This window comes from Ornithobacterium rhinotracheale DSM 15997 (assembly GCF_000265465.1).
Lineage (GTDB): Bacteria > Bacteroidota > Bacteroidia > Flavobacteriales > Weeksellaceae > Ornithobacterium > Ornithobacterium rhinotracheale.
The window spans coordinates 1,592,108-1,610,290 of sequence record NC_018016.1 but is presented as its reverse complement, the minus strand read 5'-3'; the positions used below and the strand labels follow the sequence as shown (position 1 = coordinate 1,610,290).

The following is an 18,183-nucleotide window of genomic DNA, read 5'->3' as shown; positions in this document are numbered from 1 at the left end:
ATTTTAGATTCTCTCGCCCAATAATGTTGCCGAAGTACAATCTTTCACCAAAACATTTACAAAATCTCCCACTTTTTCATTGCCCGTTTTTGGGAATACTACCACGGTGTTTTGTGTGGTGCGACCATACCACTCGTCATCGCTTTTTTTAGAATTACCTTCAATCAAGACTTCGTGCACTTTGTTTAAATAAGAATCCATTCTTTCTTTGGAATGTTTCTGTTGTAAATCTATGATTTCGCGAAGACGGCGTTTTTTTACTTCCTCAGGCACATTGTCGTCCATTTTCTTGTGTGCAGGCGTTCCTGGGCGATCTGAATAGGCAAACATATACCCAAAATCGTACTTCACATGCTCCATTAGCGAAAGCGTATCTTGATGTTCCTCCTCGGTCTCATCACAGAATCCTGCAATCATATCATGAGATAAAGCACAATCTGGAACAATTTTTCTGATGTTATCTACCAATTCTATGTATTCCTCTCTAGTGTGCTGACGATTCATTCGTTTCAAAACGCTGGTACTTCCCGACTGAACTGGCAAGTGAATGTATTTGCAAATATTGTTGTGTTTAGCCATAACATGCAACACATCTAGCGTCATATCCTGTGGGTTTGATGTACTAAATCTTATACGCATTCCTGGCACCTCGGTCGCTACCATGTCTAGCAAATTAGCAAAACTCACGGCAGTTGCTTTTTGCATTTCGGTCGCGTTTTTAAAGTCTTTCTTCAATCCGCCACCATACCACAAGTAGCTATCTACATTTTGCCCCAAAAGGGTAACTTCCTTGTAGCCATTTTCCCATAATTCTTTGCATTCTTTGATGATTGAATGCGGGTCTCTGCTTCGTTCACGACCGCGGGTAAACGGCACAACGCAAAAAGTACACATATTGTCGCAACCACGCGTGATGGAAACAAACGCCGTTACGCCATTTCCGCCTAAACGAACAGGGCTTAAATCTGCATAAGTTTCGTCTTTAGACAAAATTACATTTACCGCCGAACGACCATCTTCTAATTCTTGCAATAAATTAGGCAAATCACGATACGCATCGGGACCTACAACCAAGTCCACAATATGCTCTTCTTCAAGGAATTTATCTTTTAAGCGTTCCGCCATGCAGCCCAACACGCCCACCAAAAGTTTGGGATTTGTCTTCTTGATCGCATTGAACTGGTTTAAGCGTTTACGCACTGTTTGTTCAGCTTTTTCACGAATTGAGCAAGTATTTAGCAAAATTAAATCTGCTTCTTCCAACACATTGGTCGTAGAAAATCCTTCTTTACTTAAAATAGAAGCCACAATTTCTGAGTCAGAAAAGTTCATCTGGCAACCATAACTTTCAAGAAAAAGCTTTCTATCGCCTTTTTTTCCTTCAGCCTGATATACTTCTCCTTGCCTTGTTTCGTCTATTACTTTTTCTTCAAACATTTTTGTATCAATAATTAAAGGGCAAAGATATATAAAAAAACTGACAATCTGGCAGAATTATATTTTAAAGCTTTGCTAATTTTATATAGCGGCGCATCATCTCCGCGTTTTGAGCATTTGCGGTGTCTACTTCCAAGATTTTAGCTCTTTCGCTCGGCGAAAAAAATTGATTTAAAGCATTTTTAAATTCCGCTTTATCTTTAGCTAAAGTATATTCTAAACCAAAAAGCTCAGCCAATGGCTTGGCACATAAATTATGTTCCGTTTTGAAATAAGCCTTTCCTGCGCCCGTATTCTCTGGACCTGGAATAATGCTAAAAATATCTCCGCCGCCATTATTGACTAAAACGATGCGCAAATTCTTAGGCAAAGCTCTATTCCAAAGGGCGTTGCTATCGTAAAAAAAGCTGATATCTCCCGTAACCAAGCACACTAATTCTTCGGTTTTCATTGCAAATCCCACCGCCGTAGAAGTAGAGCCATCGATACCGCTCGTGCCTCGGTTGCAGAAAATCTTGATGTCGTCGCGGTGCTCAAACAGCTGACTGTATCGTATGACCGAAGAATTGCTATACTGCACCACGCAATCCGCAGGATACGAATTGATTAATTTTTGAAATACCCACAAATCACAAAAATCTAGATTTTGTAGAAATTCGTTTTGTTTGGCTTCATTTTCCTCTCTGATTTTCAACCAAGTGGATTGATATTCGGAATCCTTTGGCTCAATATTTCGGCTGAGTGCCTCTGCAAAGATTTCTTCTTTTTGTTTAATTTCCTTGGACAAACAAAAGTAAGTATCTGGAAACCAATACGGGTTCACATGCCAATGTGCTTTTGGCTGATTAATGCGCAAAAAGCTTTTAATCTTTTTAGAAATGATGTTTTGCCCCAGCGTAATCAACAAATCGGGCGCAAGCGATTCGTTTTTAATCTTCTCTTTTTCAAACAAAACATTATCAATACGCGAAATGAATTTCTCGCCGTGCAGATTGGAGGTGTTTTCGGTAAAAATAATCACTTGCGGGAGCTGGGCTAAATTTTTTAACGCATGGTTTAGCCATTTAGATGGGCGTTGCAAACCTACCAAAATCATGATTTTCTGATACTGGCTTAATTCATTTTTTAAGGCTTCCCAATCCAAAGTTTCGGGCGCAAAAATCGGCGGCGTGATTTGTTCAAAATTGATTAATTTCTCCTCAGTGGTTTCATACAATGGCTCCGAAAACGGCATATTGATATGCACTGGTCCCGACTGCTCCATGGCAGAAAACACCGCTTTTTTTATTTTTATAAAGTTTTCGTAGATCTGCTCATCATCATCTTGCTCGGAAAGTTGCGTGTTGAAAAATGTGTGTTTTTCAAATAAATTTTCTTGGCGAATCGTTTGTCCGTCAAAAATATCTGTAAAATTCGCAGGGCGATCTGCCGTGAGCACAATCAGTGGAATGTTCTGATAAAAAGCCTCCGTAACTGCGGGATAATAATTTGCCGCAGCCGATCCCGAAGTACAACAAACCACCACTGGCTTTTCTGTCTTTTGCGCCATGCCAAGAGCCACAAATCCTGCCGAACGCTCATCTACCACCGAGTGCGTAGCAAAACCTCCATGATTTACAAAATCCATGGTGAGTGCTCCGTTTCGTGAGCCTGGAGAAATCACAATATCACGGATTCCCATCGCATAGAATGCCTCTACAATGAGCTGAACATTTATCTTCTTAGAACGAATTTTTGTTGGCATGGAACTTTTGCTTTAATTAAATTTTTTGATGATAAATTTGAAACTCTTTGTACAATCGATTGCCTGGAATACGCTCAATCTCTCTACGCATTTTCACATTTTCTTCCATGATTAAATGACTATCCATCATGCTGAAATCTAAGGACAAGGCAGATGATATTAAACTCGAACCTAAAATCGCATCGATTCCCTTGCCTTGCAAAGGCTCCGCCACGGCTCCTAGCAATAAAACCAGTCGCTTGGATTTCTTAAAGGCTCTAAAAATATGCCACCAACCGAAAGGCAAAATACGCCCTCGGGCTTTTTTAATTCCTTGGCTTAAATCTGGCATCGCTACCACAAAAGCAACTACTTTGCCTTGCGCATTGGTTACGACTTTAATTAATTTAGGATTTAACAAAGGTAAAAATCGAGTTGCAAATTCATTCTTTTCTGCTTCGGAAACAGGCGCAAAACCATAAATATTTTGATAAGTTTCATTGATTAAATCAAACACAGAGGACACAAAAGGCTTCACTTCCCGCGTACGCTTAAACTCGTGCAAAGTCAGTTTATGCTTGTCTAAAAGCAACTGCGTGAATCGCCCAAAACGCTCTACGACATTGGCTTTTAGCGGCACATCATATTCCATTAGGCGTACAAATGGCTCAAATTCCATTTTTTCGATAAATTGAGGCAAATAAGCGGGATTATTGGCAGTGACCATCATGCTCGGCTCTGCAAAACCTTTTACCACAAACCCTTGCGGCTCTTTGTCTGAAAACCCCATCGGGCCGATAAGCTCATCGCAATTTCTTGCTCTTGCCCAATCTTTTACGGCATTGATTAAGCTAGAAAAAACCTCAAAATCTTCATAGCAATCCAAATACGAAAATCTTGCACAATTTTGTTTTTTGCTCTGATTGAACTTAGTGGGCACAATGCCCATCACACGCCCTACCACTTTTTGATTTTTGTAGGCTAAAAACAAAATCGTTTCGTTTTGGGCAAAAGCAGGATTTTTTTCAGGTTTGAAGAATCGCTCCTCGTCCATATAGAGTGGCGACATCCAATGTGGATTTTGTGCATGGATTTTTTCAGGCAAATACACAAAAGCTTTCCACTGGCTTTTGGTTTTCACTTCCTTGATTTCAATTGAATTCATTCTTCAAACATTTTCGCAAAAAATAATAAATCAGCACTCCAGAAACGAGTCCCGCAATCACATCTACTGCATAGTGTGCCTTGATGTACACCGTAGCAAACAGCAAAAGTAAGGAAAAAGGCAGAATATATTTTATAATTGAAAAATAATTGTCCTTTAGCCATAATAAAATAATGACCGAAATCCCTACATGCGAGCTCGGAAATGCCGCCGTAGGAGCCTCTCCCACTTGCTGCACAAGTTTGACTAAGTAGCCAAAAATGCCTTGGGCTTGGATTTGGTTTAATGGACAAGGGTAATAAAACTGCGGACCTTCTACTGGAAATAGAATAAAAATTAAATAATAAATGATAAAAGACAGAATTAAATAATTACCAAAGCTTAGGATTTTCAGGGCTTTGGTGCGGAGCATGAAAATGATGAAAAACGGAATTAAATAATAGGAAAAATAACCTAAAAACATTAATTCTGAAAAAATAAAATTGGGGCATTTTTCTGAAAACGAAATGGCTAATTGCTGCCCAAAAAGTCGCTGCTCCCAGCTTGAAACTAGCGCATCTTGCTTAGGGAAAAATAGCGTATTGAACCACGCCGTTTCTGTGTATAATCTACCGAGCAAGGAATAGGCTAGCACTAAACTCACTAACTGGAACAGTGCTCCATCAAAATGCTTCTGAAACCAAATAACGACTAATAAAAAGGCTACAAACAATCCGCGATTGATGAGAATATTTGTCCACTCGAGCGACGACAAATTCATAAAAAAACAGCCTAAAAGACTTAGCGACAAATACACGCCCAGCCCTTTCCAATAGAGCGGAATCTTCATTTACTAAACTTTTTCAGCCGATAAAAATACGAATTTTGATGATTTTTTTGAAATTTTTAACGCGTTGATTCAATCTGTGACTATTGATAATATTCAATGGTTCTAACATCTAGAATATACATATGAGAACTATCTACACCATCAATATTTGACTGAATTTTTCGCTCTGTCCAATTACCTTTCACATCAAACTTGGTGTAAGTATATCTGCGTTCTAAAAATATTTTTTGGTCTTCTCCTTTAAAAATCTTCAATGAGCTTAGGTTTCCCTTTGCATCGTAAGAATAAACTTCTTTTGTTGTAAAATCTCTATTATTTACACTAGTTGTAATAAATTCTATTTTTTGCCCTTTTTGATTATAAATGTATTTATCTGTAAAGAGATGTGTTCCCTGATTATCGTAAGTATTTTGTTCAATCAAATTATTTTTAAAATCATATTTTGATGTGATTTTTCGGCTTAAATTACCTACTTCAAAAAATCTTTTCTCTACAATCACATTGCCTTTATCATCATGCTCGTAGGTAGAAAATCCCGTATTTAATATACTCTCGTTATTTTTTCGGATTAAACGATCTTGCACATCATATTCAAGCGTAAACACTTCACTGGGAAGACCTTTCAATATGTTACTTTTTTCGCTCTCCTTCTCCCATAAGAAATACTTAGAAAGAAAACCTTTTGGAGTAAATTCCTTATTCTCTGCCTCAAAGAGCAAAGATCCTGAATCCTTATTTACATGAAATAGCTGCTCTTGCACCGACTTAACCTTAGCTTTTAAGTTTTCTATGGCTAAATCTGTTTTCCGATTAAAATTTTCTTCTTGATGATCATCGGAACGGCAAGACCAAAAGCTAAAAATAGCTATACTAAATAGTAAGAGTTTTTTCATAAATCCAAATATAAATATTTTCCTAAATAAATATTGAAATTTTATGATTTCAAACCCTATTTATTAACAAAAAGTACAATATCGATCATTCTTAAAAATTTGGTATATACAACAAATATTTAGTAGATTTGACCCCATAGCAATTAAAAAATGAATGTTTTATGGAAAACAAATCAACCAATCCAGTTTTGCAGACCAAGGCGTTTGATATGACTCGCACCACGGATCTGGGCGGTATTATGACCTTGAACGGAGTAATCGGAAAATCGTTTTTACTCATTCTCATCACTGCCGTTACTGCTTATTTTTCTTGGCAATATATTGACGAAAAGTTATTGCTGGACAATGAGTTTAACTTTATGCCTTATCTTTGGGGAAGTGTAATCGGTGGGTTTATCTTAGCACTAGTCATTACCTTCAAACCAAATATCGCACCCTTTGCCTCGCCTGTATATGCCGTTCTGGAAGGGCTTTTCTTGGGTATCATCTCTCTATTTTTTGAAGCTAACTATCCAGGCATTGCTGCACAGGCAATCATGGGAACTATGGGCGTGTTTTTAGCCATGTTAGCACTTTATAGATTTAAAATCATTAAAGTTACCGATCGCTTTAAAAGTGTAGTTTTTGGAGCAACTTTAGGAATTGCAATTCTTTACGGAGTGAGCATTCTGCTTAGCTTTTTCGGTGTTAGCATCCCTTTTATTTATCAAAGCGGGTGGATTGGTATCGGGTTTAGCATTTTTGTAGTAGGAATTGCAGCATTAAACCTTGCCATTGATTTTGATTTCATCGAAACTCAAATTGAGCGTGGTGCTAATAAAAACATGGAATGGTATGCTGCCTTTGGATTACTTGTAACTTTGGTTTGGTTATATCTAGAAATCCTAAGACTTTTAAGCAAAATCAGAGATTAATCACATCTCTTTATAAAACAAAAAATAGCGTCAAAAACATGTTTTTGACGCTATTTTTTTATGAATAAATTTCTGAATATTTTTAATTAATCAAAGTTGAAAAAAGCAAGTGATTATCGTTCAAATATTGATATTCAAAATCAAAATTATCAAATCGCTCAATCAAAGCATCTAAATCCTTTTTCTCGCTTAATTCCACGCCCAAGACCACGGGTCCCGACTCTCGGTTTACTCTCTTCACATATTGGAAATAAGTAATATCCACGCCATCGCCCAGAGCTTGGTTCACAAAATCGCGCAACGCCCCTGCTCTCTGCGGAAAATCAATGATGAAATAATGTTTTAAACCTTGGAATAAAAGTGCTTTTTCTTTCATATCCTCCATTCGGGTAATGTCGTTATTGCTTCCTGAAAGAACACAAACTACATTTTTCCCTTTGATTTCATCTTTCAAATGCTCCAATGCCGCAATGGACAAAGCTCCCGCAGGCTCAAGCACAATGGCATCTTTGTTATAAATATTAAGCACCTCAACGCATACTTGCCCTTCATCTATCAAAAGCACTTGATCAATGGTTTCCTTCATCACAGAAAATGTTAAATCCCCAATTTTCTTGACAGCGGCACCATCTACGAATTTATCGATTTTATCCAATTCCACGACTTCTCCTTTCTCCAAAGACTTCGTTAAACTTGGTGCTCCTAAAGGTTCTACGGCAATGATTTTGGTATTAGGGCTGAGCAATTTAAAATAAGACGAAACGCCTGAAGCCAATCCACCACCTCCTACGGGCAAAATCACATAATCAATCGGCTCGCTGGTTTGTTCCAAAATTTCTTTGGCAATCGTTGCCTGCCCTATGATGATTTGCTCATCGTTGAACGGCGGAATATAAGTAGCTCCCGAAGCTGCCACTTCGCTCAAAGCGGCATCGTTGCTATCATCAAATGTATCGCCGATGAGCACGGTTTCTATCCACTCTCCGCCAAACATTTTCACTTGATTCACCTTTTGCTTAGGCGTAGGTTTTGGCATAAAGATTTTTCCTTTAATCTTTAATTTAGCACAAGAAAGTGCCACACCCTGTGCATGATTTCCTGCACTGGCACACACTACACCTTTGGCTTTTTCTTCTGGGCTTAATTGTACAATTTTGTTGTAAGCTCCACGAATTTTATAGGAGCGAACGGTTTGTAAATCTTCTCTTTTATACCAAATATTTGCACCATAAGTGGCAGAAGCGTTTAAGTTTTTGTCTAAAGGCGTTCTGCGAATCACCTCTTGAATGCGTTCTGCCGCTTGTGCTACATTTTCTTGATTTACGAAATTCATTTTTTGCGTATTTTTTTAGTCTAAAAACCTACCCAAATATGATATCTGAGTAGGTTTTTAAAAAATATATTTTTAATTATTTTCTGGTCTTAATTGTCTCACAGCACGACCTGTTTCCCAGATTTCTGATTCTCTGATTTCTTTTAACTCTTGATTGAGCGAATCTCTGTAACCTTCTTTTGAATTTGCCTCGATGGTCTTTTTAGCCTCGTTTCCAGAAGCCACACTTTGGTACAATTCTTCAAAGACTGGCGAAGTCACATCACGGAATTTATTTTTCCAGTCCAGAGCTCCACGCTGTGCTGTTGTTGAGCAGTTGGCATACATCCAGTCCATTCCGTTTTGAGCTACAAGCGGCATTAAACTTTGTGTAAGCTCTTCCACTGTTTCATTAAATGCTTCAGATGGTGTGTGCCCGTGTGCTCTCAATACATTGTATTGCGCTTCGAATAAGCCTGCAATGGCTCCCATCAATACGCCTCGTTCACCTGTTAAGTCTGAATACACTTCGCGTTTAAAATCGGTTTCAAACAAATAGCCAGAACCTATTCCGATACCTAAAGCGATGACACGATCATAGGCTTTTCCTGTGGCATCTTGGTAAATGGCATAACTTGAGTTTAAGCCTTTTCCCTCCAAGAATAAAGTTCTAAGCGAACGACCTGAACCTTTTGGTGCTACCAAAATCACATCTACATCTGCTGGCGGAACGATGCCTGTTTGGTCGTTGAAAGTGATACCGAATCCGTGAGAGAAATAAAGGGCTTTACCTTTAGTTAAATGTTTTTTTACTTTATCCCACTGAGAAATTTGTCCTGCATCTGAAAGTAAATATTCAATAATAGTTGCTTTTTCTGCTGCTTCCTCGATTTCAAAAAGCGTTTCGCCTGTCACCCAACCATCTTCTACGGCTTTGTCCCAAGATTTTGAGTTTTTGCGTTGTCCTACGATTACATTTACTCCGTTATCTTTTAAGTTTAATGCTTGCCCTGGACCTTGCACACCGTAGCCGATGATGGCTACTACCTCATCTTTCAATACTTCTTGTGCTTTTTCTAATGGGAACTCTTCACGAGTTACCACATTTTCTTCTACTCCTCCAAAATTTATTTTTGCCATAATTGTTTGATTTTAAATTAAAATATTTTTTTCTAAGTTATCTATATAAGTTTGTAATAAAGTCATGTTTTTGGAAATTGCTACACGCCCTGAATTGGTGTATTCCAGCACTTCAAAATTGTCGTTTAAATCCTTTGAAAGTGCCTCAATTTCGTTTCTCCAGCCCGATTTCTGAATGATTACATATTCTGGCGTAACATCTAAAATATTAGCGGCATGTCTACGCACTACAAATTCTACATCGCCCTGCGTGAAAGATTCTGTGCGCAATTTGTAAAGTGCCATTTCTTGATAAACGACTTCGCTATTTCGGTAATAGAATGCTTTAGCAATATCCACTTGCTTTTCGATTTGCCCCACCAATTTCTTCACTTGTTCCTCGGTCTCGTTGATCACGATGGTGTAGCGGTGAATGTGCTCCACCTCGCTTGTAGATGCGGTGATACTCATAATGTTGATGTGTCTGCGACTAAAGATTAAGCTCACTTTATTAAGTGCCCCGACAACATCTTCTGTGTATATGGATAATGTGAATTCTTCTTTCATGATTTAATTATTTAAGTCTTATTTCTGAAACCGATGCTCCCGTAGGCACAAATGGAAAAACATTGTTTTCTTTTCCTACTCTTACTTCTAGCAAATAACTTCCTTTTGATTGTAAAAACTCTTCCACTGCTTTTTCCAAATCTTCGCGTTTTTCCACTTTGTTGTGTGCAATGTGGTAGCCTTCGGCAATGGTTTGAAAATCTGGATTTTTCATCACGGTGAATGAATATCTACTGTCGAAGAACAACTCTTGCCACTGGCGAACCATTCCTAAAAATTCATTGTTTAGAATTAAGATTTTCACATCGATTTCTGATTGAAAAATGGTGCCTAATTCCTGAATTGTCATTTGAAAACCGCCATCTCCTATCACTGCTATAACCTGGCGGTCTGGGGCTCCTAATTTAGCCCCGATTGAAGCTGGCAAAGCAAAGCCCATGGTTCCTAATCCGCCCGAAGTTACATTGCTGTTCCACTCTTCGAATTCATAATAGCGTTCGGTTACCATTTGGTGTTGCCCCACATCGGTTACTACAACAGCTTTTCCTTGTGTTTTATCTGAAATCATTTTAATGACTTCTCCCATGGAAATCATTTTGTCCTTCGCTGGCTGAAGTTCCTCGTCGATGACTTCTTTGTACTCTTCTTTTTCTAATTCTTTAAATTCATTAAGCCACTCGGTGTGCGATTTTTTCTCTACCAATTCTGTGAGCAAAGGCAATGTGTTTTTGCAACTTCCGAGCACTGGCACATCGGCGTACACAATTTTATTGATTTCAGATGGATCTATTTCTAAATGAATCACTTTGGCTTGTTTTGCATAACGCTCCACGTCTCCCGTTACACGGTCGTCAAAACGCATTCCCACAGCGATTAAAACATCACATTCATTAGTTAATTTATTCGGTGCATAATTACCGTGCATTCCAAGCATTCCTACATTGAGCGGATGGTTTCGCTCCAATGCCGAAACGCCCATGATAGTCCAAGCGGCAGGGATTCCTGACTTTTCGATAAATGCCTTAAATTCTTCTTTGGCATCACCCAAAATCACGCCTTGTCCAAACAAAACATATGGTTTTTTAGCTTGATTGATTAGCTCGGCTGCCTTTTTAATATTTTCGGTTGAAATGTTTGGTTCTGGCACATACACACGAAGATTTTCGCATGGTTTGTATTCAAAATCAAAAGTTGCAAATTGCGCATCTTTGGTAATATCCACTACCACAGGTCCAGGACGACCGCTTTTAGCCACATAAAAGGCTTTTGCAATGGCACCAGGAATATCTTCGGCACGAGTTACTTGAATGTTCCATTTTGTTACAGGCATCGTAACGCCCACCACATCGGTTTCTTGAAAGGCATCTGTTCCTAGCAAAGAGCTACCTACTTGCCCCGTGATACAAACAACGGGTGTGGAATCGATATAAGCATCGGCTAATCCAGTTACTAAATTGGTGGCTCCAGGTCCAGAAGTAGCAAAGCAAACACCCACCCTCCCCGAAACTCTCGCAAAACCTTGCGCTGCGTGAATGGCTCCTTGCTCATGGCGTGTAAGAATGTGCTTGATTTTATCTTGATAATCATAAAGTGAATCGTAGATAGGCATAATCGCCCCTCCTGGATACCCGAAAATGGTGTCTACCTTTTCCTGTAATAAACATTGTATTACTGCGTCTCTCCCTGTGATATTCTGTGTCATAATTTTTTATTTATCCGTTACACAACCGTTTGAAGCTGATGATACTAATTTTGCATATTTATATAAAGCACCTCTTTTAGCTTTTAAATCAGGTGCTGTCCAGTTAGCTCTTCTTTTTTCAAGCTCTTCGTCCGAAACGAGCAAATCAATGGTATTGGCTTCGGCATCAATTTGAATTAAATCCCCGTTTTCTACCAAGGCAATCACACCGCCTTCTTGCGCTTCGGGACAAACATGCCCTACAACAAATCCGTGCGTTCCGCCAGAGAAACGACCATCGGTTATAAGTGCTACATCTTTGCCAAGCCCTGCACCCATAATTGCTGCCGTTGGCTTTAACATTTCTGGCATTCCAGGTCCGCCTTTTGGCCCTTCGTAACGAATCACGACCACATCACCTTTCTCGATCTCTCCATTTTTAATGGCAGAATTGGCGTCGTATTCAGAATTATAAACTTTGGCTTTTCCTTTGAAATATAAACCTTCTTTTCCTGTGATTTTCGCCACCGAACCTTCTGAGGCTAAATTCCCACGAAGGATTCTGATATGCCCCGTCGCTTTGATTGGATTTTCTAAAGAGTGAATGATTTCGTTTTGATCGGTTAAATCTGGAACATTTTCCAAGTTTTCGGCTAAAGTTTTGCCCGTAACGGTGAGACAATCTCCATGCAAAAATCCGTTTTTAAGCAAATATTTTAAAACAGCTGGCGTTCCGCCTACTCGGTGCAAATCTTCCATCAAATATTTACCCGAAGGTTTTAAATCTGCCAACATTGGCGTTTTTTCGCTGATGCGCTGCATGTCCTCTAAACCAAAATCAATGCCCGCAGTATCGGCAATGGCTAAATAATGCAAAACGGCATTGGTTGAACCTCCCAAGATACTAACTAATGTAAATGCGTTTTCAAGCGATTTTTTGGTTACAATATCTAGTGGTTTGATGTCTTTTTTCAATAATTCCACTACGGCTTCGCCCGCTGCATAAGCATCTTTTTCTTTATCGCTCCCCACTGCAGGGTTTGATGAATTGAAAGGCAATGCCATTCCCAACGTTTCTATTGAAGATGCCATGGTGTTTGCCGTGTACATTCCGCCACAAGCACCCGCGCCAGGAATTGCATTTTCTATGATTTTTTGATAGGTTTCTTCGTCTATTTCTTTAGCCACCTTTTGCCCCCAAGCTTCGAAAGTGGAAACAATATCTAGTTTCTTACCAAAGCATGAGCCGTGTGCTACCGTTCCGCCATAAACTAAAACAGAAGGGCGATTTAATCTCAACATCGCCATCAAAGCTCCTGGCATATTTTTGTCGCAGCCCACTATGGTAACCAGCGCATCGTAGCTAAGCCCTTCTACCACACTCTCCACCGAATCGGCAATAATGTCTCGCGAAGGCAATGAAAAACGCATGCCGTGCGTTCCCATAGAAATTCCGTCGCTTATTCCGATTGTATTAAAAATTAAGCCCACCGCTTCTTTGTCATAAACGCCTTTTTTGATGATTTTGGCTAAATCATTTAAGTGCATATTACAAGGATTTCCCTCGTAGCCCGTGCTGGCAATTCCTACAAAAGGCTTGTGTAAATCTTCCTTGCTCAATCCAATGGCATGAAGCATTGCCTGAGCCGAAGGGTGTGTTTCGTCTGTAGAGACTTTTGCGCTAAACTTTTTAAACTTTTCCATTTTTTAATTTTTTACTAAAAATCCCGCTCATTGCTGGAATGAGCGGGATTTCATAAAACATTATAGAATCTCTTGCTCATTCCTTGTGAGAACGAATAATAATAGAGATAATAATAATGTTTTGACTATTCATTGTTTGTTATGTTTCTGGTTGCTAAGGTAAGCATCTTTTTTGAATCACAAAAAAATATTAATTGTTTTTTTCACAAAAAGGTAAAATATCATTAAAAAATCCTTTTTTGGGGTATTTTTTCAGTTTATTGTCCCAATGGGATATAAATCTGCACTTGGTCTTCTCTTATGATTTGCCAAGAGCTTTGCAATGTATAGAAGCCTTTTTCTTGGGCATATTTTTCTAAATCTTGATATGCCTTTTTTATATCTTCTGTATTATTATTCACGGTTATAGTCAAGCATTTATATGCTGGGATTTCCACATATTGCATACCTTCTTTTTGTGGCACATTTGCCTCGGTAAAGAATCCTGCGACAAAATTATTTTCGCTGGCATTTCTTTTTAAGAAATACACCACATCGCCATTGATTTGAGTGGGAGAAACTGAGTTTTCGTCAATTAAATAACTTTCTACCATGCCAAGTGCCTCGCCTACGGCGGTTCTGTATTCGGATTCGTCATTGGCGTCTGTCGTTTGCATAACGCCAAATAGCTTGTGCGCTGGCTCTCTTACTTCTCTTATGGCTCTTGCTTGCACATCACCTCCGTTTTCGGCTTGTTCTTTTTTGATAAGCTCGTCTAATTTTTCTAGCCCTTCTTGTAAATTTTTCTTGATACTGCGGCGCATGAAAAATGCATATACCTGAAACGGATACGAAACTTCTGCACTATCAAATGTCCAGATTACTTTCACTTTACCATCGTCCAAGACTTGGAATATCGCCTCGGAAGTGTTTCCTTTTTCTTCGCCAAACGATAGATTATAGCCTACGAATTGATTTTCTTTGGCATCGGTAATGGTTACAGACCCGCCTTCGCCATTTTCATGGCTCCATTTGAAGTATGCTCCCACACCTTCGGCAGGAGTAGAAAATTGGGCATTGGTCTCGATGTCATCTCCACTCCAGCCAAACCACTGCGACATTTTTTTAAGATTATTGAAATAGTCATATACTTTTTTAGGATTGGCTTCGTAGATATATTCCGCCTCTTCGTGTGTAGATTTTGGCAAAAAAACTGGAAAAATCACGATTCCTATCATCACTACCAGTAGTAGAATAATTACTTTCTTCATGCTTCGTTTATTAAATAGTTTGTGGAGCGTTTCGCTCTAATTGATATTTTATTTATACATTTGACGGGTCTAAAAATACGATTTATGAACCATATAATAAAAACAATTATCTTTTTTGGGTTATTTTTTAGTCTTTTTAATTGCACTCCAAATTACATCGCACTCCAAGATGCAGAGCAGGGATTATTCTTAGATCGTTCTAAAAAAGTGTCTGTAAATACTTTCTTTAACCGACGAATGGAAAGCGAACTTAAAAGCAGAATTGACCGGAATTGGTATATCGTAAATGAAGATTTAGACCATGTTTATTTCGGGCAAATGAAGAAAGAGAATAACATAACTATGATTAATCCTTTTTACAGAGTAGACAAGGCTAGCCTAGATTCTATCTTCCCAGGCTACCGCAGTATTGAGGGGAAATTCATTAAGGCTAAAATCTTTCAATCTTTTGTAAAACCCATTATTGAGGAAAGATTAAACACTCTCTGCCCTCAAAGCCAACAAATTGATTATAAAAAGCGTGATTATAAACTCACTAAAAATGGTATAGAATCTGAAGTGAAATTTGTAGGAAAATGCTACGAAAAACGAATTTTCACAGCTGAAATTAAGGCAACTTTAAATCCTAAAAATTTAGAAATCATTTCAGAGGACATTAAAATCAAATAAAAAACTATGGATATTCAAAATTTAATTACAAGCGCACTCAACAATCAGGTCATAGGACAAATGAGTAAAAGTTTAGGCGTAGACGATTCAAAAGTAAGTTCTGTTATCTCAATGGCGGTTCCTGCCATTTTGGGACAAATGAACAAAAATGCTCAAACGCCTCAAGGGGCAGAAAGCTTGAACCATGCACTCAACGATCACTCGGGCTCTATACTGGACAATCTGAGCGGATTGCTCGGCGGGGCTACCAACAATGCAGAGGGCGAGAGCATCTTAAACCATATTTTTGGCGGAAAACAAGAGCAATTAGCCCAAAACCTCGGTACCCAAGCGGGGCTTTCTAGTGGAAATGTTATGCAAATTCTTTCTACCATAGCTCCACTCATTATGGGCTTTCTGGGCAAAGAAAAACAGCAAGGAAATTTAAACTCCAATAATATTTCTGATTTACTCGGTAGCTTGCTAAGTGGAGCGACAAAAGGAGGCAATCAAAATGTGCTCGAAAAACTTTTAGACCAAAACGGGGACGGCAATATTACAGATGATTTAATGAATATGGGCTCTAACTTATTAAAAGGATTCTTCAACAAATAAGATTTTTTAATTTTACTAAATAAATTCATAAAACCTGCACCTACAAAGGATCGCAGTTTTTTTTTTATGCTACACGCTTAAATTTTAACACATTATATTTGTTAAATTTAGGTACTATGTTTTGCATAATACTATTTTTAGTTTATATATTTGCATAAGAAAGTTCTAAACTATACAACTATGAATACAGAAAAAGCTAAAGTGCAGATGCGAAAAGGCATCTTGGAGCTTTGTATTCTAAGCATTATCAAACGCGGAGATTGCTATTCTTCTGACATTATAGAAGAATTGAAAAACGCGCAAATGTTGGTAGTAGAAGGCACGCTATACCCCCTACTCACTCGTTTAAAAAATGCAGGAATGCTAAGCTACCGCTGGGAAGAATCGACCTCGGGGCCTCCTAGAAAATATTTTGACATTACACCAGAAGGTGAAAAATTCCTAAACGAGCTGATAGACTCGTGGTACAATCTCACTCAAACTGTTTCACACATTATCGAAAAAAACAACTAACATCATGGACAAAACATACAACATAGGACTTGGGGGCTTTTCTTTTATCATGGAAGAATCTGCCTTTAATGATTTAAAAAACTACATCGCAACCCTTCGCCAAAAATGGAGCGAAGATGAGGGGCGAGAGGAAATCATTGCCGATATCGAATATCGCATGGGCGAGCTGCTTCAAGAGCATTTAAAAGGTAGAGCGGTGGCCAATCGCGAAGACATTAAATACCTGATCGATACCATGGGAATGCCAAACGATTTGGAAGATGATGATTTAAGCGAAAATTATGCAGAAAATGGCTTTGCAACGGGAAGAACTACTCCCACTAACTCCACCTATGCCAATAGAAAATTGTACCGCGACCCGTATCACTGTATTTTGGGAGGAGTAGCTAGTGGGCTAGCAAATTACTTTGGCATAGACAGAGTTTGGATCCGTTTAGCATTGGTTTTAGCACCATTTTTAGACATCGTGATGATGGGTATTTCTACCTCATCGCTCATCATTTTGTACATTATAGCATGGATTGTAATCCCCAAGGCGACTACGGTTTCGGATATGCTACAAGCCAAGGGAGAACCCGTAAACGCCGAAACGATTAAAGAATTTAAAGCAGCCAATGGCGAATTGTTACCGCCTAGAGAAAGTTTTTTTCGTAGTGCTTTAAAAATATTGCTTAAAATCATTATTTTAACGATTGTAATTAGCTTAGGAGCTTTGGCTTTATTCACAACATTTACTATTGTGGGGGCACTATTCATTTATGGTGGCAGTAGCTTAAACTATTTCAATACCGAAATCCCTCCGCTGTTTGTTGAAAATTCATGGACATTTGGTGTAGCAGGAACGGCACTTGTTTTAGCACTCGTCTCCATCACTGCAGGGATTATACTATTCACTATTAAATTAATATCAAAAAACTTCAAGGTTAATAAAGCCCTCAAAATTGCGATTCCAATAATTCTGATAGGTTCAATTATAACCCTATTCACCTTGGCTGGAATTGAAGCAAGAAATTTCACCGCTAAAAGTTTAAAAACCAACTCGATTCCTCTTGCTGCGACACCAAACGACACGCTCATCTTTTCGTTCAACAAAGAATTTGATTCTAACACCTTTTTAGACGATGACTATGCAATGGTTGATAATAAAAACACCTTTGATTTCATCAATTCCAAAGATGCTAAAATCGTAGTAACGAAAACTTCTCGCGGCAAAAACTTTAAAGATGCACAAGAGACTTTAAGTAAATTAAAATTCCCGATTAAAGTATTGTCTAACGAAATTGAAATTCCGAATTATTTCACTTTGGGCAAAAACACACCTTTCCGTAATCAAGAAGTGGATTATTACATTCACCTGCCAAACAATGTTCCTTTTGTAGTGAAAGGGGCTCGTTTTGTGGAACAAAGGAATCAAAACCACACCTATATCACATCAAATGAGAGTAATAAACCAAATGGAACACCTAGAGTTTTCATGTTCATTGATGGAGAGTTGAAATGCACCAACTGTACCGATGATGATGTGGAGGATGAAGATTCCACTGAAACCGATAATGATTCTATCAGCATCGATGGCGAAAATTTAAAGCTTAAAGCCGATGGCAAAAACGAAAATGTAGAACTTGAAATTCCAGGTAAAATCAAAATTGAAGCTGATGGCAAACAACAAAAAGTGAAAATCAAATTGCCCGACGGCAAAGAAATCGTAAATATTAACGAATAATCATTTTTTCTCATATGTTATAATTTAAAGCCCGTATCGGGTATGCGGGCTTATTTTTTAAAAACTAAAAAATTATGAAATTCATTTTAA

At 38.4% G+C, this 18,183-nt stretch carries 16 protein-coding genes; 5 read left to right on the top strand and 11 right to left on the bottom strand.

The features are described from left to right. Window positions 1-3: 3 nt before the first annotated feature. The 5 genes from miaB to ORNRH_RS07655 form a co-directional block, all read right to left on the bottom strand. Window positions 4-1,437, bottom strand: a complete 1,434-nt coding sequence (gene miaB / locus ORNRH_RS07675) for a tRNA (N6-isopentenyl adenosine(37)-C2)-methylthiotransferase MiaB (RefSeq protein ID WP_014791299.1) — start codon at window positions 1,435-1,437, stop codon at window positions 4-6. Window positions 1,438-1,501: 64 nt separating this feature from the next. Beyond that, window positions 1,502-3,181, bottom strand: a complete 1,680-nt coding sequence (gene menD, locus ORNRH_RS07670; RefSeq protein WP_014791298.1) for a 2-succinyl-5-enolpyruvyl-6-hydroxy-3-cyclohexene-1-carboxylic-acid synthase — start codon at window positions 3,179-3,181, stop codon at window positions 1,502-1,504. Between the two features lie 16 nt (window positions 3,182-3,197). After that, a complete protein-coding gene (locus ORNRH_RS07665; protein ID WP_014791297.1) occupies window positions 3,198-4,325 on the bottom strand; it encodes a hypothetical protein in 1,128 nt (375 codons plus the stop codon). After that, window positions 4,312-5,154: a phosphatase PAP2 family protein gene (locus ORNRH_RS07660; RefSeq protein ID WP_014791296.1), complete on the bottom strand. Its 843-nt coding sequence runs from the start codon at window positions 5,152-5,154 to the stop codon at window positions 4,312-4,314. The genes ORNRH_RS07665 and ORNRH_RS07660 overlap by 14 nt, the downstream gene beginning before the upstream one ends. Window positions 5,155-5,234: 80 nt before the next feature. Continuing rightward, window positions 5,235-6,047, bottom strand: coding sequence for a hypothetical protein (locus tag ORNRH_RS07655; RefSeq protein WP_014791295.1), 813 nt, complete (start codon window positions 6,045-6,047; stop codon window positions 5,235-5,237). Window positions 6,048-6,208: 161 nt separating this feature from the next. On the opposite strand from ORNRH_RS07655, the gene ORNRH_RS07650 reads away from it, so the two are divergent. Continuing rightward, window positions 6,209-6,961 (top strand): Bax inhibitor-1/YccA family protein, encoded by a 753-nt coding sequence (locus ORNRH_RS07650; protein ID WP_014791294.1) that lies wholly within the window; start codon window positions 6,209-6,211, stop codon window positions 6,959-6,961. A gap of 82 nt (window positions 6,962-7,043) precedes the next feature. Here the strand turns inward: ORNRH_RS07650 and ilvA are convergent, their stop codons facing one another. The 6 genes from ilvA to ORNRH_RS07620 all read right to left on the bottom strand — a co-directional run bounded on the left by ilvA (window position 7,044) and on the right by ORNRH_RS07620 (window position 14,594). Continuing rightward, the gene (gene ilvA / locus ORNRH_RS07645; protein WP_014791293.1) at window positions 7,044-8,294 is read right to left on the bottom strand and encodes a threonine ammonia-lyase; all 1,251 of its coding nucleotides are present in this window, start codon (window positions 8,292-8,294) and stop codon (window positions 7,044-7,046) included. Between the two features lie 72 nt (window positions 8,295-8,366). Then, the gene (gene ilvC / locus ORNRH_RS07640) at window positions 8,367-9,413 is read right to left on the bottom strand and encodes a ketol-acid reductoisomerase (RefSeq protein WP_014791292.1); all 1,047 of its coding nucleotides are present in this window, start codon (window positions 9,411-9,413) and stop codon (window positions 8,367-8,369) included. Window positions 9,414-9,425: 12 nt separating this feature from the next. After that, window positions 9,426-9,959 carry an acetolactate synthase small subunit gene (gene ilvN / locus ORNRH_RS07635; protein WP_014791291.1) on the bottom strand — a complete coding sequence of 178 codons (534 nt, stop codon included), beginning with the start codon at window positions 9,957-9,959 and terminating at the stop codon, window positions 9,426-9,428. A gap of 7 nt (window positions 9,960-9,966) precedes the next feature. Then, entirely contained in the window at window positions 9,967-11,661 is a 1,695-nt protein-coding gene (gene ilvB / locus ORNRH_RS07630; RefSeq protein WP_014791290.1) for a biosynthetic-type acetolactate synthase large subunit, read from the bottom strand. Between the two features lie 6 nt (window positions 11,662-11,667). After that, on the bottom strand, window positions 11,668-13,344 hold the full coding sequence (gene ilvD / locus ORNRH_RS07625; protein ID WP_014791289.1) for a dihydroxy-acid dehydratase: 1,677 nt from the start codon (window positions 13,342-13,344) through the stop codon (window positions 11,668-11,670). Window positions 13,345-13,601: 257 nt separating this feature from the next. Further along, window positions 13,602-14,594 carry a GyrI-like domain-containing protein gene (locus ORNRH_RS07620; protein WP_014791288.1) on the bottom strand — a complete coding sequence of 331 codons (993 nt, stop codon included), beginning with the start codon at window positions 14,592-14,594 and terminating at the stop codon, window positions 13,602-13,604. A gap of 84 nt (window positions 14,595-14,678) precedes the next feature. Here ORNRH_RS07620 and ORNRH_RS07615 point away from each other — a divergent pair, with 84 nt between their 5' ends. From ORNRH_RS07615 to ORNRH_RS07600, 4 genes are all read left to right on the top strand, one after another. After that, window positions 14,679-15,263, top strand: coding sequence for a hypothetical protein (locus ORNRH_RS07615; protein ID WP_014791287.1), 585 nt, complete (start codon window positions 14,679-14,681; stop codon window positions 15,261-15,263). Between the two features lie 6 nt (window positions 15,264-15,269). Next, a complete protein-coding gene (locus tag ORNRH_RS07610; protein ID WP_014791286.1) occupies window positions 15,270-15,857 on the top strand; it encodes a DUF937 domain-containing protein in 588 nt (195 codons plus the stop codon). 180 nt (window positions 15,858-16,037) lie between these two features. Further along, window positions 16,038-16,370 carry a PadR family transcriptional regulator gene (locus tag ORNRH_RS07605; protein WP_014791285.1) on the top strand — a complete coding sequence of 111 codons (333 nt, stop codon included), beginning with the start codon at window positions 16,038-16,040 and terminating at the stop codon, window positions 16,368-16,370. 4 nt (window positions 16,371-16,374) lie between these two features. Further along, window positions 16,375-18,093 carry a PspC domain-containing protein gene (locus tag ORNRH_RS07600; RefSeq protein ID WP_014791284.1) on the top strand — a complete coding sequence of 573 codons (1,719 nt, stop codon included), beginning with the start codon at window positions 16,375-16,377 and terminating at the stop codon, window positions 18,091-18,093. Window positions 18,094-18,183 lie beyond the last annotated feature (90 nt).

Coding starts and splice junctions, on each gene's coding strand:
- miaB (WP_014791299.1), bottom strand. CDS start 1,437: ATGTTTGAAGAAAAAGTAATAGACGAAACAAGGCAAGGAGAAGTATAT.
- menD (WP_014791298.1), bottom strand. CDS start 3,181: ATGCCAACAAAAATTCGTTCTAAGAAGATAAATGTTCAGCTCATTGTA.
- ORNRH_RS07665 (WP_014791297.1), bottom strand. CDS start 4,325: ATGAATTCAATTGAAATCAAGGAAGTGAAAACCAAAAGCCAGTGGAAA.
- ORNRH_RS07660 (WP_014791296.1), bottom strand. CDS start 5,154: ATGAAGATTCCGCTCTATTGGAAAGGGCTGGGCGTGTATTTGTCGCTA.
- ORNRH_RS07655 (WP_014791295.1), bottom strand. CDS start 6,047: ATGAAAAAACTCTTACTATTTAGTATAGCTATTTTTAGCTTTTGGTCT.
- ORNRH_RS07650 (WP_014791294.1), top strand. CDS start 6,209: ATGGAAAACAAATCAACCAATCCAGTTTTGCAGACCAAGGCGTTTGAT.
- ilvA (WP_014791293.1), bottom strand. CDS start 8,294: ATGAATTTCGTAAATCAAGAAAATGTAGCACAAGCGGCAGAACGCATT.
- ilvC (WP_014791292.1), bottom strand. CDS start 9,413: ATGGCAAAAATAAATTTTGGAGGAGTAGAAGAAAATGTGGTAACTCGT.
- ilvN (WP_014791291.1), bottom strand. CDS start 9,959: ATGAAAGAAGAATTCACATTATCCATATACACAGAAGATGTTGTCGGG.
- ilvB (WP_014791290.1), bottom strand. CDS start 11,661: ATGACACAGAATATCACAGGGAGAGACGCAGTAATACAATGTTTATTA.
- ilvD (WP_014791289.1), bottom strand. CDS start 13,344: ATGGAAAAGTTTAAAAAGTTTAGCGCAAAAGTCTCTACAGACGAAACA.
- ORNRH_RS07620 (WP_014791288.1), bottom strand. CDS start 14,594: ATGAAGAAAGTAATTATTCTACTACTGGTAGTGATGATAGGAATCGTG.
- ORNRH_RS07615 (WP_014791287.1), top strand. CDS start 14,679: ATGAACCATATAATAAAAACAATTATCTTTTTTGGGTTATTTTTTAGT.
- ORNRH_RS07610 (WP_014791286.1), top strand. CDS start 15,270: ATGGATATTCAAAATTTAATTACAAGCGCACTCAACAATCAGGTCATA.
- ORNRH_RS07605 (WP_014791285.1), top strand. CDS start 16,038: ATGAATACAGAAAAAGCTAAAGTGCAGATGCGAAAAGGCATCTTGGAG.
- ORNRH_RS07600 (WP_014791284.1), top strand. CDS start 16,375: ATGGACAAAACATACAACATAGGACTTGGGGGCTTTTCTTTTATCATG.